Here is a 15,418-nt window from a genome sequence, read left to right as displayed (position 1 = left end):
CACGACGCTCACACCATTCCACAGGCGACAATCGCTTTGAATGGGGCAACGAGCACACCAATTGGACAACTTAAGAAGTGGATAGAGGACTTTTAACCTTTTCCGAGGAAAACTTGACACATACAAATCTGTTTTAGCCTTAACATTCTAGGTGAAAAATGCTATAATTGCAATGATAATGAGTAAGTAAAAGAGGACAAATATGACAAACTACGCAATTCTACTTGCTGCTGGAAAAGGCACTCGTATGAAATCAGATTTACCAAAAGTAATGCACAAGGTGGCAGGGATTACCATGTTGGAACATGTGTTTCGAAGTGTTTCGGCGATTAAACCTGAAAAAACGGTAACAGTTATTGGGCATAAAGCAGATTTGGTGCGTGAGGTATTAGCGGGTCAATCAGAGTTTGTTTTGCAGACCGAGCAATTAGGGACTGGTCATGCGGTGATGATGGCTGAAGAACAGCTTTCAAATCTGGACGGACAAACCTTGGTTATTGCTGGAGATACACCGCTGATCACAGGAGAGAGCTTGTCTAATCTGATTAGCCATCATGTGAGACATAAAAATATTGCGACGATTTTAACAGCTGAAGCTGAAAACCCTTTTGGTTATGGGAGAATCATTCGTAACAAACATGATGAAGTGACAAAAATTGTTGAGCAAAAAGACGCGACTGATTTTGAACAATTGGTGAAGGAAATCAACACAGGGACCTATGTTTTTGATAACAGACGTCTCTTTGAAGCTCTCCAAAATATTACAACGGACAATGCTCAAGGCGAGTATTATTTGACAGATGTGATTGGGATTTTTAAAGAAGCGGGTGAGAAGGTTGGTGCTTATAAACTTCATGACTTTGATGAGAGCTTAGGTGTTAATGACCGCGTGGCTTTAGCAACAGCTGAAAAAGTCATGCGTCACCGTATTACTACACAACATATGGTTAATGGTGTGTCCTTCACTAATCCAGAGGCAACTTATATTGATGTTGATGTCCAGTTAGCACCAGAAGTTGTTGTCGAGGCTAATGTAACCTTAAAGGGTAAGACAAGTATTGGTCAAGCGACTGTGTTAACAAATGGGACTTACATTGTTGATTCAACCATCGGTGCAAATTCTGTCATTACACATTCAATGATTGAAGAGTCAGCTATTGCGGATGACGTCACAGTAGGGCCTTATGCCCATATTAGACCAGGTTCTTTTATTGATAAAAAAGCGCATGTCGGTAATTTTGTCGAGTTGAAAGGGACTCGTATGGGTGTTGGTAGCAAATCTGGCCACCTAACTTATCTTGGTAATACGACGATAGGTAACGATGTCAATGTCGGAGCTGGGACGATTACTGTCAATTATGATGGACAAAATAAATTTGCAACGGAAATTGGCGACAATGTTTTTATTGGTAGCAACTCGACATTGATTGCACCACTAAGTATAGGAGATAATGCTCTGACGGCAGCGGGATCGACGATTACAGAAGATGTCCCTAAAGATGCGATTGCTATTGGACGTGGACGCCAAGTCAATAAAGAAGGCTATGCTCTTAACAAACCTCACCACCCTGACAATAAATAGGAGGCTGTTATGGAATTTGAAGAAAAAACGATAAAACGAACAGAGATTTTTGACGGTCATATTTTTAAAGTGGTTGTTGACGATGTTGAGTTACCAAACGGGCTTGGTCAGGCTAAACGTGAATTGATTTTCCACAGAGGTGCAGTAGCTGTTTTAGCTGTAACCCCCGACAAAAAGATTGTTATGGTAAAGCAATACCGTAAGGCAATTGAGGATGTTTCTTATGAAATTCCAGCAGGAAAGTTAGAAATTGGAGAGAATGGTTCGGAGCAAGATGCTGCCCTTCGTGAATTGGAAGAAGAAACGGGTTATACTGGACGACTAGAGTTAATTCATGATTTTTATACAGCTATCGGCTTCTGTAACGAAAAAATCCAACTTTATTTAGCTCATGATTTGGTAAAGGTTGATTCTCCTCGTGAGCAAGATGCTGATGAAACCATAGAGGTGTCAGAATTATCTTTCGAAGAGTGTATGGCTTTGGTTAACACAGGACAATGTCGTGATGCTAAAACCATTATTGCCTTACAATACTATGCTTTACATTATCAGAATAGGGAGGACTAATTAATGGGAAAACCCTTGTTAACTGACGAGATAATTGAGAGAGCTAATAAGGGAGAAAGCCTTGAAACGGCGTATCCCTATTCTGATTTTACTGTCGATGACGAAGATACCAAAATCATTGATCTTCAATCAGATAGACTGATTGCTCACGATTTGGAAGTAGATAATCGTATTATTCAAAGTCGTCATATTGAGAACGCTAAACGTCATGCATTTCAGTCAAAATTAAATCTGATTTTACTTGGTTTGGTATTGTTATTAGCTCTAGTGTTGTATGCTGTTTTTAACTGGTAGGGAAAATATTGAGGGAAAAAGATGAAAATTGGTATTATAGCGGCTATGGAAGAGGAATTGGCGCTTCTTTTGCAACATCTGGAAAATAAAAATGAAGAAATCCATTTAGGGAGAAGCTATTATACAGGACGTATTGCAAATCATGACATTGTTTTGGTACAGAGTGGTATCGGTAAGGTCATGAGTGCTATGAGTGTAGCAATTCTTGTTGATAGTTACAAGGTGGATGCTGTGATCAATACAGGTTCGGCAGGAGCCGTTGCTCAAGGTTTAAATGTAGGAGATGTGGTGGTTGCAGACCGTTTGGCTTACCATGATGTTGATCTAATGGCTTTTGGTTACCCATTTGGACAAATGTCAGGACAACCGTTGTTTTTTGAATCAGATTCTCGTTTTGTCACACTTTTTGAAAAGGCTTTAAAGCTTCATGCAAAGCCTAATCATATTGGTTTGATTACAACTAGTGATAGCTTTATAGCAAGTTCGGATCGTCTTTTAGACATTAAACACCACTATCCTTCGGTTTTAGCTGTTGAAATGGAAGGTGCAGCAGTAGCACAGGCTTCTTATGCTACTGGTACCCCTTTTATTGTTGTTAGAGCGATGAGTGATAATGCTAATAACGAAGCCAATTTGTCATTTGATGAATTTGTTATAGAGGCTGGTCGTCAATCAGCAGAAGTTTTGATAACATTCTTGTCAATTTTGACCTAATGTTATAGGGAACTGATTGATAATATAAAGCACGTTTTATCGAATCCAAATTTTAAAAAACTCACATTAATTAAATCTTGAAAGACTATTGAGATAGACTCTAAAAATCTGAAAAATAACGCAAAATAGTGACAGTTTGCGTTTTTTTATGTTATAATAATTTGGAATAATACTGCTCTTTAGGCAGTTTAAGGAAGACTAGAAGGATAGAGAGGTCGAGTAATGGCTAGAAATGGCTTTTTTACAGGATTGGATATAGGAACAAGCTCGATTAAAGTACTTGTTGCAGAATTTATCAACGGTGAAATGAATGTTATTGGCGTGAGCAATGAAAAGAGTTCAGGTGTTAGAGACGGTATTATTATTGACATCGATGCTGCAGCAAAAGCAATCAAATCAGCCATTGCACAAGCAGAAGAAAAGGCAGGAGTGACAATTGATAAAGTCAATGTTGGTGTGCCAGCCAACCTGTTACAAATCGAATCGTCACAAGGCATGATTCCGGTAACGTCTGAGTCTAAAGAGATTAAAGATGAGGATGTTGAAAGTGTTATTAAATCAGCTTTGACTAAGAGTATTACACCTGAACGTGAAATCATCTCTCTTATTCCTGAAGAGTTTATTGTTGATGGTTTCCATGGTATTAGAGACCCACGTGGTATGATGGGTGTTCGTTTGGAAATGCGTGGTCTTTTGTATACAGGGCCAAGCACTATTCTTCACAACCTCAGAAAAACTGTTGAAAAAGCAGGTATTAAGGTTGAAAATATTGTTATTTCGCCATTGTCCTTGACCCATTCTGTTCTCAATGAAGGTGAACGTGAGTTTGGAGCGACAGTTATTGATATGGGTGGTGGTCAAACCACCGTTGCCTCAATGAGACATCAAGAACTTCAATACACTAACATTTACACTGAAGGTGGTGACTATGTCACTAAAGACATTTCCAAAGTGTTAAAAACTTCAATGGAATTAGCAGAAGCTTTAAAATTTAATTTTGGAAGCGTGGATGTTGCAGGTAGTAGTTTAACGGAGACAGTTCAGGTCGAAGTTGTTGGCGAAGTTGATCCGATTGATGTAACTGAGCGTTATTTAGCGGAAATTATTTCGGCGCGTGTTCGTCATATTCTTGAGAGAGTGCGCCAAGATCTTGACCGTGGCCGTATGAATGACTTACCTGGAGGTGTTGTTCTTGTTGGTGGAGGTGCTATTTTACCTGGTGTGGTCGAATTGGCTAAGGAAGTTTTGGGAGTTAATGTTAAACTCTATATTCCAAACTCTGTAGGTATTCGTAATCCAATGTTCGCCAACGTCATTTCATTGGTTGAATACGTTGGGAAAATGTCCGATGTTGAAGTGATTTCTCAAAGTGCAGTGATCAGTGAAGCCAACCTTCGCAGAAAACCTTCTGAAGTAGGACAGGTACGTTTCACTCATGAACAAGTTAGTCGTGACACTGTTATTCCGATTGCAGAATATCCAGAAGAAGTTTCTAAAACAAGTTATCAACAGCCTCAAGAACCTACTGCTCCTCAAGAAAAGATGGGTGATCGTGTAAGAGGTTTATTTAAGAGTTTATTTGACTAGAATAAGTTAAGCGAGGATAAAAAATGGTTTTTTCATTTGATGCAGCATCTGTTCAAGGTGCGGTAATTAAAGTAATTGGTGTCGGTGGTGGCGGTGGTAACGCCATTAACCGTATGGTTGAAGAAGGTGTGTCTGGTGTTGAATTCATAGCAGCAAACACAGATATTCAAGCTTTGAGCTCTTCAAAAGCTGAAACAGTCATTCAGTTAGGTCCTAAGTTGACGCGTGGACTAGGTGCTGGAGGTCAACCTGAAGTTGGTCGTAAAGCTGCTGAAGAAAGTGAAGAAGTACTAACTGAGGCTTTATCAGGTGCAGATATGGTGTTTATTACTGCAGGAATGGGAGGCGGTTCAGGAACAGGGGCTGCTCCTGTAATTGCACGTATTGCGAAAAGCATTGGTGCTCTTACTGTTGCCATTGTAACACGCCCATTTGGTTTTGAAGGGAACAAGCGTGGGAATTTCGCCATTGAAGGTATTGCTGAATTGCGTGAGCAAGTTGATACGCTATTAATTATTTCCAATAACAATCTTCTTGAAATTGTTGATAAAAAAACACCGCTTTTAGAAGCTCTTAGTGAGGCAGATAATGTCCTACGCCAAGGTGTTCAAGGAATCACAGATTTAATTACAGCTCCTGGACTAATTAACTTAGACTTTGCCGATGTTAAAACGGTTATGGCTAACAAAGGAAATGCCTTGATGGGTATTGGTATTGGTTCAGGTGAAGAGCGTATTGTCGAAGCTGCACGTAAAGCTATTTACTCTCCGCTTCTTGAAACAACGATTGATGGTTCAGAGGATGTTATTGTCAACGTTACTGGAGGTCTTGATATGACCTTGACTGAAGCTGAAGAAGCTTCTGAAATTGTTGCACAAGCAGCAGGTCAAGGAGTTAATATTTGGCTTGGTACATCAATTGATGATACGATGAGAGATGAAATTCGTGTCACAGTTGTTGCGACAGGATTACGTGATGAACGTGTTGAATACGCGACGGGATTGAGAGGTAATCCACGCTCTTATACTAATTCAGCCTCTAAACAAGCAGGAGCACAATATGCTAGTGAGCAAGTTACTCAGCAGCAGTTTGAACGTCCTAATTTTGATATGGCTGAAAGTCGTGAAATGCCACATATGACACGTCCAGCGACACAGGCAAGACCAGGTCAAACACAGCAGTCACCGTTTGGAAATTGGGATTTACGTCGTGATAATATCGCACGTCCAAGTCAAGGTGAATTGGATAGTCAATTAACAATGTCATCATTTACACCAAATAATGATATCGATGATGAATTAGAGACACCACCATTTTTCAAAAATCGTTAAGCATGTGTTTACAAGAAAATACTAATAAAGTACTTGCTCAAGTGACTAGAGCATTAGATGATGCGAAAAGAAGTAGAAATTCAGTAACCGTCCTTGCTGTAACCAAGTATGTTGATGCTTCTACTGCTGCAAAACTTGTCGATACTGGTATTAATCACTTAGCTGAAAACAGAGTTGATAAGTTTCTTGACAAGTACAACCACTTAAAAGATAGGTCGGTTACATGGCATTTGATAGGGACATTGCAAAGAAGAAAAGTAAAAGAAGTCATTAACTATGTTGATTATTTTCATGCCCTAGATTCTTTAAAACTAGCTCAAGAAATACAAAAAAGAGCGATTAAACCTATCAAATGCTTCTTACAGGTGAATATTTCAGGAGAAGAGAGTAAACATGGTTTCTCCAGAGAAGAACTTGCGGAAGCACTACCTATCTTGGCTCAGTTAGATAACATTGAAATAGTCGGTCTTATGACAATGGCGCCCTTTGATGCTACTGAGACAGAATTGAATGACATTTTCCACAAAACAAATCAGTTGAGAGAATCACTTGAGAAAAAAGCTTATCCTAATATGCCAATGACTGAATTGAGTATGGGGATGAGTGGTGATTTTCCGATTGCAATTGCTCATGGCGCAACATTTGTTCGTATAGGTAGTGCATTCTTTAATTAAATGGAGAACATTATGGCATTAAAAGATAAAGTGAAAAGCTTCTTTTCCTTTCTTGATACTAGTGATTTAGATGATATTGAGAGAGAAGAAGTTGCTGCTGTAGCTGAACCGAGACGCCCGGAACCTCAGAATACAGAACCTTCTCGTTCGGTTACTTCTCAATCTAGACAGGCAGCTACAATTCCAAAACCCAAAGAACGTCTAGACTTTGAACGTCCACGTCAAACACAACAAACTATTCCTCAGCCCCAACACTCTATTCAGAATCGTCGTGAAGAAATGCTGCAAGCAACATCAGAGACAGGGCGAATAGTTATTGCATTAAAATACCCTAAAAAATATGAGGACGCTCAAGAAATTGTTGACTTATTGATTGAAAATGAATCTATTTTGATTGATTTTCAATATATGATGGATGCACAGGCTCGTCGCTGCATCGATTTTATTGATGGGGCAAGTAAAGTGCTATTTGGTGCTTTACAAAAAGTTGGTAATACCATGTATCTATTAACACCTGCAAATGTCGTTGTTAATATTGACGATCTTGCCATTCCTAATCATGGTCAGGATATTGCGTACGATTATGACATGAAGAGACGTTAATGATGTTATTATTGAGAATTTTTCTGTATAGACTTATTGATGTCTACTCGCTATTGCTCTTGGTTTATGCCCTATTATCTTGGTTGCCAGGAGCTTATGAATCAGTTATCGGTCGATTGGTCATTTGGTTAGTAGAACCAATTCTGAAACCATTCAGACGCTTTAATCTTCACTTTGGAGGTTTAGATTTTACGGTCTGGTTTATTATGATTGCTCTTAATTTTTTAAAACAGCTGTTGTAAATCATGAGAGAAGAACAGTTATACCAACACTTTAAATTTGAAGAACGCTTTTTTGTGAAGCGTATCGTGGATTTAGCTAATAGAGTTGAACAACAATACGTGATGGAGACCACAGAGTATCTAGACCCTAGACAAATTGCAATTATTAGAAGTATTGTTGGTCAATATGATTTAAATTTGTTTGTGAGCAGTGATTATTATCCGATGGAGTATGCCAAAGTCATCATTTCACCAGAGTATTATGAGCTGGATGAATCGGATTTTGAAATAAGCTTAGTTGATATTCATTATAATGCCAAGTTCGCTCAATTAAATCATGCTCAAATTATGGGGACCTTGCTCAATCAATTGGGTATCAAACGCCACCTCATAGGTGATATTTTGATTTCTGAAGGAAGAGCTCAAGTTTTTGTGGATAAGGGAATAGTCTCTTATTTGATAGCTAATACTGAAAAGATAGATAGGGTGGGTGTTACTTTGAGAGAGATTACCTTAGATCAACTAATGGTACCTCAGGTAGATTCCAAGCAGAAAGTCGTTTTGTCAACTAGTTTGAGGTTAGACAAACTCATCGCTGAGGTATTAAGCATATCTAGAACCAACTCTCTTTCGCTCATAGAATCCGGCAAGGTTAAGTTGAATTATGCTCTTGCAACAAATACTTCACAGATATTAGAAATTGATGATTTGATTAGTGTTAGAGGTTTTGGAAGATTTAAAGTTTTGGAAAACCAAGGTTTTACCAAAAATGGTAAACATAAATTGTTGATAGAGACCATTATACATAAATAGAAGAAGTGAACAGCTGAGCTGTTCAGAATAAAGGAGAGCCCTATGGCATTAACCGCATTAGAAATTAAAGATAAAACCTTTTCTAAGAAAATTCGTGGTTTAAACGAAGATGATGTCTATGAATTTTTAGATATTGTTGCTGATAATTATGAGACACTTGTGCGTCAAAATCACGAGCAAGCTGCTAGAATCAAAGACTTAGAGGATAAATTATCTTATTTTGATGAGATGAAGGAATCTTTAACACAGTCAGTTATTTTGGCACAAGAAACAGCTGAAAAAGTGAAAGCTTCAGCTAATACAGAATCAACAAACATTCTTAACAAAGCGACATTTGATGCTAATCATTTGATTGAGGAAGCAAAAGCTAAAGCAAATGAGATATTAAGAGATGCAACTGATGATGCTAAGCGTGTAGCTGTTGAAACAGAAGATCTGAAGCGTCAAAGTCGTATCTTCCATCAGCGCTTATTAGCAGCAGTCGATGCACAGATGACTCTAGTTAATTCTCCAGAATGGCTAGAATTATTACAACCAACAGCTGTTTATCTACAAAATTCAGATACAGCCTTTAAAGAAATTGTTGAACGCGTTTTAGACGAGCATGTTCCGGATTCTAATGATGCAGCATCATTGGATGCTACACGTCAATTCTCTCCAGAAGAGATGGAAGAGTTATATCGTTTGATGGCTGAAAGCAATGCACAATTGGAAGCAGCAGTTGAAAATGGCGATGTTCCTACAGAACAGACAGATTCGGCTACTGAAGTATCGCATGCATTTCAAGTGAATATTAGTGAGTAACAAAAACATGAAGTAATCAAGACATTTTCAGCGAGTAGGAGATGGTGTAAGTCCTGCAATCCCTCTTGGTTAATTTATCCTTTTGTATTATCTTATCTGAAATCATTAGTAAGATAAGAGGTCTGCTTACCTTACAAGCAAATGAGGGATAGGTCTTTTTGACTTGTCTGAATTAAGGTGGTACCACGAGCTTTCGTCCTTTGTTGATGAAGCTTTTTTTATTACACAACAAAATAAGTTAATAGGAGTTAGATATGAAATTAAAAGAAACCCTTAATCTTGGAAAAACAGCCTTTCCAATGCGTGCAGGTTTGCCGAACAAGGAACCAGATTGGCAAAAATCATGGGACGATGCACAATTGTATCAGCGTCGTCAGGAATTAAATGCTGGTAAACCAGCCTTTCATCTGCATGATGGTCCTCCATATGCCAATGGTAATATTCACGTGGGTCATGCCTTGAATAAGATTTCGAAAGATATTATTGTACGTTCAAAATCAATGATGGGGTATTATGCGCCATTTGTACCAGGTTGGGACACACACGGGCTTCCAATTGAACAAGTACTAGCTAAGCAAGGGGTAAAACGTAAAGAACTACCTTTAGATGAATATCTTACCATGTGTCGTGATTACGCTCTAAGCCAAGTGGATAAACAACGTGAAGATTTTAAGCGTTTAGGGATTTCAGCTGACTGGGAAAATCCATACATTACCTTGACGCCAGCTTATGAAGCAGCTCAAATTCGTGTTTTTGGTGCCATGGCTGATAAAGGTTATATTTATCGTGGTGCTAAGCCTGTCTATTGGTCTTGGTCATCGGAGTCAGCCTTAGCAGAAGCGGAAATTGAGTATCATGATATCACATCGACATCTCTTTATTATGCCAATAAGGTCAAAGATGGTAAAGGAATCCTTGATACAGATACTTATATTGTTGTTTGGACAACAACGCCATTTACGGTAACTGCGTCACGTGGTTTGACTGTTGGACCAGATATTGACTATGTTCTTGTGAAACCATCAAATGATGAACGTCAATTTGTTGTGGCTTCTGAACTCTTGGCTAGCTTATCAGAGCGTTTTGCTTGGGAAGCACCTGAAGTGCTGGCGACTTATCGTGGTGAAGAGTTGAATGGTATTGTCACTGAACATCCATGGGATACCGAAATAGATGAGTTGGTTATTTTGGGTGAGCATGTCACAACTGATTCAGGAACAGGTATTGTCCATACTGCACCAGGTTTTGGTGAAGATGACTATAATGTTGGGGTTGCTAATGGCCTTGAGGTGGCAGTGACAGTAGATAGTCGTGGTATGATGATGGCAAATGCTGGTCCTGATTTTGAAGGTCAGTTCTATGATAAGGTTGCTCCTATTGTCATGGACAAATTAGGCTCATTGTTACTAGCAACTGATGAGATTGTTCACTCATACCCATTTGACTGGCGGACTAAAAAACCAATTATTTGGCGTGCAGTACCACAATGGTTTGCCTCAGTAGCAACTTTCCGTCAAGATATTCTTGATCAAATTGAACAAACGACATTTATTCCATCATGGGGTAAAACACGTCTTTATAACATGATTCGTGACCGTGGCGACTGGGTAATTTCACGCCAGCGTGCTTGGGGAGTGCCATTGCCGATTTTCTATGCTGAAGATGGTACACCAATTATGACTAAAGAAGTAACAGATCATGTGGCTGATCTATTTTCTGAACACGGTTCAGTGATTTGGTGGCAACGTGATGCCAAAGAGCTCTTACCAGAAGGTTTTAATCATCCAGGTTCACCAAATGGTATTTTTACTAAAGAAACCGATATCATGGATGTTTGGTTTGACTCTGGAAGTTCATGGAACGGCGTGATGAATAGTCGTGATAATTTAGCTTATCCTGCAGATCTCTACTTAGAAGGCTCTGATCAATACCGCGGCTGGTTCAACTCATCTTTAATTACGTCAGTAGCTGTCAATGGTCATGCTCCTTATAAATCAGTCTTGTCTCAAGGTTTTGTCTTAGATGGTAAGGGTGAGAAAATGTCTAAGTCAAAAGGCAATATCATCTCACCAAATGATGTCGCTAAGCAATATGGTGCTGAAATTCTTAGACTTTGGGTGACATCTGTAGATACAAGTAACGATGTTCGTGTCTCAATGGATATCTTATCTCAAGTTTCAGAAACCTACCGTAAAATTCGTAATACACTTCGCTTCCTTATTGCTAACACATCGGATTTCAATCCAAATGCAGATAAAGTGGCTTACGCTGATTTGCGTCCAGTTGACCAATATATGACCATTGCGTTCAATAAATTGGTTGCTCAGATTCTCGCAGCTTATGACAACTACGACTTTATGTCTATTTATAAATCAGTTGTTAACTTTGTCACTGTTGACTTATCAGCGTTCTACCTCGATTTTGCAAAAGATGTTGTTTATATTGAAAGTGATAAGGCTCTTGAACGTCGTCAAATGCAGACAGTCTTTTATGATATCTTGGTGAAATTAACACAGTTATTGACACCGATTATACCTCATACTGCTGAAGAAATTTGGTCATATTTGGAGCATGAAGAAGCAGAATTTGTGCAGTTGACAGATATGCCTAAGCTCGAAGTTTTTGAAAATGAAGATGTTACCCTATCTCAATGGCAAGACTTTATGACTTTCCGTACTCATGCTCAGAAAGCTTTAGAAGAAGCACGGAATGCTAAGGTTATTGGTAAGTCACTAGAAGCCCATTTGACGGTTTATGTGACAGATGAGGTTAAGGCTAAGCTGGAAGCTTTGTCATCTAACTTAGCACAATTACTTATTGTATCAGAGTTTACCGTTACTCAAGGTCAAGCACCAGCTGACGCCCTTACAGTAGATGATATTAGTTTTGTTGTGACACATGCTGATGGACAAGTCTGTGAGCGTTGCCGTCGAATTGATCAAACAGCTGTAGAAAGAAGCTATCAAGTGACAGTCTGTGATAACTGTGCTAACATCATCGAAACCTTTTTCTCAGAAGCAGTTGCATCAGGTTTTGAAAAATAATAAATAGGCCTAATAATCTATAGCCAATATTAATTGTCTATAGTGATAATATGATATAAAAAATCCCCAGAAGAGATAGGCTATCTCCTCTGGGGATTTTTAAGTGTAGTTAGTCTTCTGACTCAGTTTTCTTAGTTGATTTAATAGTGATTTTACCATTGCTCGTCAGAACTGCTTTAAGGTCTTTTTCAGTAGGGTTTTCAAGATAGAAGTCTGTGATTGCATCTTCTATGTGATCTTGAATGGTGCGACGAAGTGGTCTTGCTCCCATATTAGGGTCATAGCCTAAGTCAACGAGCTTTTCCTTCACTTTATCGGTAACGTCAATATGAATATCATTTGTTGCGAGACGTTTATTGACATCATTAAGCATGATATCCACAATCTGAAGAAGATCCTCTTTTTTCAAGGCATGGAATTCAATGATGCCATCAAAGCGGTTCATAAATTCTGGGCTGAAGAAATCCTTGAGTTGTCCTAAGACAGAATTGGTACGTCCTTCACGTGCAGCACCAAACCCGACACTAGCTTCCACCTTACCTGTACCAGCGTTTGACGTCATAATGATAATGGCATCTTTAAAGCTGACCGTACGTCCTTGACCATCAGTCAAGCGCCCATCATCTAGGACTTGTAAGAACATGTGCATGACATCAGGGTGTGCTTTCTCTACCTCATCCAGTAAGATGAGTGAATAAGGATTACGACGGACCTTCTCGGTTAGTTGTCCAGCTTCTTCATAGCCAACATAACCTGGAGGTGCTCCTACGAGTTTTGCAACACTATGTTTCTCCATATATTCACTCATGTCAAAGCGAATCATGCTATCTGCTGAACCAAATAATTCAATCGCCAATTGTTTAGACAGTTCTGTTTTACCGACACCAGTTGGGCCAACGAAAAGGAAACTTCCTATTGGTCTATTTGGTGTCCCCAACCCAACACGATTACGGCGAATAGCTTTAGCAATCTTATCAACGGCTTGGTCTTGACCAATGACTTGTCGTTTAAGGTCATCAGCTAAATTGAGCAGTTGACTTTGTTCTTTTTCCTTAAGGTCTCCGACTGGGATGTTTGTTTTTTGCTCAATGATAGATTCAATAGTTTTTTCAGTGATGAGAGGGCGATCTTGATCATCCATTTTAGCGCTTTGCATTTCCTTGTATTTGGCAATTTGGTCACGGAAATAGGCTGCTTTTTCGTAATCTTCATCACGTGTTGCTTGGGCTTTTAGGTTTTCTGCCTCGATGAGACGGTGATCAATCTCTTTTGGATCAACGAAATTTAAGGTTAAATTCATCTTAGATCCTGCTTCGTCCAAGAGATCAATCGCTTTATCAGGCAAGAAGCGGTCCTGGATGTAGCGATTTGATAATAAAGCGGCAGCCTCAATGGCTTCATCGGTATAGGTGACATGATGGTAGTCTTCGTATTTGTTTTGGATACCCTTGAGAATGGTAATCGTTTCATCTACACTTGGCTCATCAACTTTTACGGGTTGCATACGGCGTTCAAGAGCAGCATCTTTCTCTATGATACGATATTCATTTAGGGTTGTAGCACCAACGAGCTGCAATTCACCACGAGCGAGAGCAGGTTTTAAAATATTGCCAGCGTCCATATTACCATCACCAGCTGAGCCGGCGCCAACAATTTCATGGATTTCGTCAATAAAGAGAATGACATCATTTCTCTGACGTAATTCATCCATTAGTTTTTGCATACGTTCTTCAAATTGACCACGTATACCAGTACCTTGAACAAGGCTTACAACGTCCAAACGGATGACCTGCTTACCTTGTAGTTTTTGTGGCACATCTGTATCGACAATTTTTTGTGCTAAACCTTCTACAACAGCGGTTTTACCAACACCAGGTTCACCAATAAGTACAGGATTATTTTTTGTGCGACGATTCAGGATTTCAATGACGCGAACGATTTCCTCATCGCGTCCGATGACAGGGTCAATTTCCCCTCGTTTAGCCATATCCGTCACGTTTATCCCAAATTCTTCTAAAAGCCCTTTAGGTTTTTCAGGTGTAGCACCACGTGGTTTAGATTGACCAGGATGTCTACCATTACCTCCCCCTTGTCCTCCAGCTTGAGCTTTTGGACTATTTGGTAAATCGTGATTGCTAAAGGCTCTGAAATTATTCAAATCGCCGAAGAAATCATCGAAGAAAGGATCCATAGCTCCTCCTGCAAAACGATTGGTCTGTGGTTCGCTTTTCATGATTTTATAGCAATTTTGGCAAAGATCAATCTTTTTTTGATGACCATTCACACTTGTGAAAAGGTGTATGGTTGATTCATTTAAGTGACAATTTTGACAAAGCATAAGTTACCTCGCATAATGATAATAGTTAGACTCTGTTACTTGGTCAGTAAAGGTCAAACTTCATACTTCAATTATAACACCATTTAAAAAGTTTTCAAGTAAAAAGATTAAGAGAAATAATAGTATTAAAGGGATCTGTAGTTGCATTGGAATGAGTTGGCTCATCAGGAAATGATTTACTGATAAAAAATGAGGGTTTGGGCTATCGGTTCCGTTAAAATTGTGGTAAAATAAAGGTGTTATAAAAAGAATAATCAGTGAAGTGACCAATGTATAAGAGGTGGACTAGCTTGTCATCTTGAGGTTGCTTAAAAGAGGAGAACAACATGGAATCACATTTAGTGAGAATTATTAACCGTCTTGAGTTAATGGCGACGGATGGTTCAAATTTGAAACGTCATTTTGAACGTGATGGCGTTGTCGTAGCTGAAGTAGGTTTTAGCAATGATTCTGAATCTGGAGCGGTCTTTACTTTACGTGACGTTGAAGCACGTGAGACCTATACTTTTGATAGCATTGATTTAATTGCGATGGAGATTTACGATCTTCTTTACTAATTGTTTGAATTTTTCATAATCATATGTTAGATTCATGGTTAATAAGTTAGATAGTTGAAGTCCTTGTGTTCTTATTTGAAGCACACAAGGACTTTTCTTTATTGAAATAAGGAAGAAAATGATTTTTTGAAGGATAGTTATATACATCTAAATACGAATTAATATATAGTCATTTAGTTTTAAAATAGTATTCTAAAGCAGATTGAACAGAACATCCTGTTCTTAACAACTCAGTCACCTTTCTTTTTAGAGTAGCCCAAAACTGTTCAATGGGATTGAGTTCAGGAGA

13 protein-coding genes, 2 pseudogenes and 1 other annotated feature are annotated in these 15,418 nt (G+C 38.9%); of the genes and pseudogenes, 14 read left to right on the top strand and 1 reads right to left on the bottom strand.

What is annotated here, in order from left to right; genetic code table 11:
• The first annotated feature begins 202 nt into the window (after positions 1–202).
• From glmU to ileS, 13 genes and pseudogenes are all read left to right on the top strand, one after another.
• Positions 203–1,582: a bifunctional UDP-N-acetylglucosamine diphosphorylase/glucosamine-1-phosphate N-acetyltransferase GlmU gene (gene glmU / locus ACVRZH_RS09105; protein ID WP_447454978.1), complete on the top strand. Its 1,380-nt coding sequence runs from the start codon at positions 203–205 to the stop codon at positions 1,580–1,582.
• Between the two features lie 9 nt (positions 1,583–1,591).
• Complete coding sequence (locus ACVRZH_RS09100; protein WP_447454977.1) at positions 1,592–2,149, top strand: NUDIX hydrolase; 558 nt, start codon at positions 1,592–1,594, stop codon at positions 2,147–2,149.
• Between the two features lie 3 nt (positions 2,150–2,152).
• Positions 2,153–2,443: a cell wall synthase accessory phosphoprotein MacP gene (gene macP / locus ACVRZH_RS09095; protein WP_447454976.1), complete on the top strand. Its 291-nt coding sequence runs from the start codon at positions 2,153–2,155 to the stop codon at positions 2,441–2,443.
• A 21-nt stretch (positions 2,444–2,464) separates the two neighbouring features.
• Positions 2,465–3,157 (top strand): 5'-methylthioadenosine/adenosylhomocysteine nucleosidase, encoded by a 693-nt coding sequence (locus ACVRZH_RS09090; protein ID WP_447454975.1) that lies wholly within the window; start codon positions 2,465–2,467, stop codon positions 3,155–3,157.
• 222 nt (positions 3,158–3,379) lie between these two features.
• Positions 3,380–4,573, top strand: a pseudogene (ftsA, locus tag ACVRZH_RS09085) (cell division protein FtsA); the annotation flags it as partial.
• Positions 4,568–4,744 (top strand): annotated as a pseudogene (locus ACVRZH_RS09080) (cell division protein FtsA C-terminal domain-containing protein); the annotation flags it as partial. The pseudogenes ftsA and ACVRZH_RS09080, both read left to right, overlap by 6 nt.
• Positions 4,745–4,767: 23 nt before the next feature.
• Positions 4,768–6,075: a cell division protein FtsZ gene (gene ftsZ, locus ACVRZH_RS09075; RefSeq protein WP_447454974.1), complete on the top strand. Its 1,308-nt coding sequence runs from the start codon at positions 4,768–4,770 to the stop codon at positions 6,073–6,075.
• A gap of 2 nt (positions 6,076–6,077) precedes the next feature.
• The gene (locus ACVRZH_RS09070) at positions 6,078–6,749 is read left to right on the top strand and encodes a YggS family pyridoxal phosphate-dependent enzyme (protein ID WP_447454973.1); all 672 of its coding nucleotides are present in this window, start codon (positions 6,078–6,080) and stop codon (positions 6,747–6,749) included.
• Positions 6,750–6,761: 12 nt separating this feature from the next.
• A complete protein-coding gene (locus tag ACVRZH_RS09065; protein ID WP_447454972.1) occupies positions 6,762–7,352 on the top strand; it encodes a cell division protein SepF in 591 nt (196 codons plus the stop codon).
• 2 nt (positions 7,353–7,354) lie between these two features.
• Complete coding sequence (locus tag ACVRZH_RS09060; RefSeq protein ID WP_447454979.1) at positions 7,355–7,594, top strand: YggT family protein; 240 nt, start codon at positions 7,355–7,357, stop codon at positions 7,592–7,594.
• A 3-nt stretch (positions 7,595–7,597) separates the two neighbouring features.
• Positions 7,598–8,386 carry a YlmH family RNA-binding protein gene (locus ACVRZH_RS09055; protein ID WP_447454971.1) on the top strand — a complete coding sequence of 263 codons (789 nt, stop codon included), beginning with the start codon at positions 7,598–7,600 and terminating at the stop codon, positions 8,384–8,386.
• Positions 8,387–8,428: 42 nt separating this feature from the next.
• Entirely contained in the window at positions 8,429–9,190 is a 762-nt protein-coding gene (locus ACVRZH_RS09050) for a DivIVA domain-containing protein (protein ID WP_447454970.1), read from the top strand.
• Positions 9,179–9,394: a binding site (T-box leader), on the top strand. It overlaps the preceding gene by 12 nt.
• A 50-nt stretch (positions 9,395–9,444) precedes the next feature.
• A complete protein-coding gene (ileS, locus tag ACVRZH_RS09045) occupies positions 9,445–12,234 on the top strand; it encodes an isoleucine--tRNA ligase (RefSeq protein WP_447454969.1) in 2,790 nt (929 codons plus the stop codon).
• 109 nt (positions 12,235–12,343) lie between these two features.
• Here the strand turns inward: ileS and ACVRZH_RS09040 are convergent, their stop codons facing one another.
• Positions 12,344–14,572, bottom strand: coding sequence for an ATP-dependent Clp protease ATP-binding subunit (locus tag ACVRZH_RS09040; RefSeq protein ID WP_447454968.1), 2,229 nt, complete (start codon positions 14,570–14,572; stop codon positions 12,344–12,346).
• 326 nt (positions 14,573–14,898) lie between these two features.
• On the opposite strand from ACVRZH_RS09040, the gene ACVRZH_RS09035 reads away from it, so the two are divergent.
• Positions 14,899–15,129: a DUF1797 family protein gene (locus ACVRZH_RS09035; RefSeq protein WP_447454967.1), complete on the top strand. Its 231-nt coding sequence runs from the start codon at positions 14,899–14,901 to the stop codon at positions 15,127–15,129.
• Positions 15,130–15,418: the final 289 nt, after the last annotated feature.

It is taken from the genome of Streptococcus fryi (assembly GCF_053206505.1).
The sequence above is the reverse complement of the archived record's forward strand: the minus strand, read 5'-3'. Positions and strand labels throughout refer to the sequence as shown.

Bases quoted from the DNA above. Each gene is read 5' to 3' on its own strand.
- glmU (WP_447454978.1), top strand. From the start codon at position 203: ATGACAAACTACGCAATTCTACTTGCTGCTGGAAAAGGCACTCGTATG.
- ACVRZH_RS09100 (WP_447454977.1), top strand. From the start codon at position 1,592: ATGGAATTTGAAGAAAAAACGATAAAACGAACAGAGATTTTTGACGGT.
- macP (WP_447454976.1), top strand. From the start codon at position 2,153: ATGGGAAAACCCTTGTTAACTGACGAGATAATTGAGAGAGCTAATAAG.
- ACVRZH_RS09090 (WP_447454975.1), top strand. From the start codon at position 2,465: ATGAAAATTGGTATTATAGCGGCTATGGAAGAGGAATTGGCGCTTCTT.
- ftsZ (WP_447454974.1), top strand. From the start codon at position 4,768: ATGGTTTTTTCATTTGATGCAGCATCTGTTCAAGGTGCGGTAATTAAA.
- ACVRZH_RS09070 (WP_447454973.1), top strand. From the start codon at position 6,078: ATGTGTTTACAAGAAAATACTAATAAAGTACTTGCTCAAGTGACTAGA.
- ACVRZH_RS09065 (WP_447454972.1), top strand. From the start codon at position 6,762: ATGGCATTAAAAGATAAAGTGAAAAGCTTCTTTTCCTTTCTTGATACT.
- ACVRZH_RS09060 (WP_447454979.1), top strand. From the start codon at position 7,355: ATGTTATTATTGAGAATTTTTCTGTATAGACTTATTGATGTCTACTCG.
- ACVRZH_RS09055 (WP_447454971.1), top strand. From the start codon at position 7,598: ATGAGAGAAGAACAGTTATACCAACACTTTAAATTTGAAGAACGCTTT.
- ACVRZH_RS09050 (WP_447454970.1), top strand. From the start codon at position 8,429: ATGGCATTAACCGCATTAGAAATTAAAGATAAAACCTTTTCTAAGAAA.
- ileS (WP_447454969.1), top strand. From the start codon at position 9,445: ATGAAATTAAAAGAAACCCTTAATCTTGGAAAAACAGCCTTTCCAATG.
- ACVRZH_RS09040 (WP_447454968.1), bottom strand. From the start codon at position 14,572: ATGCTTTGTCAAAATTGTCACTTAAATGAATCAACCATACACCTTTTC.
- ACVRZH_RS09035 (WP_447454967.1), top strand. From the start codon at position 14,899: ATGGAATCACATTTAGTGAGAATTATTAACCGTCTTGAGTTAATGGCG.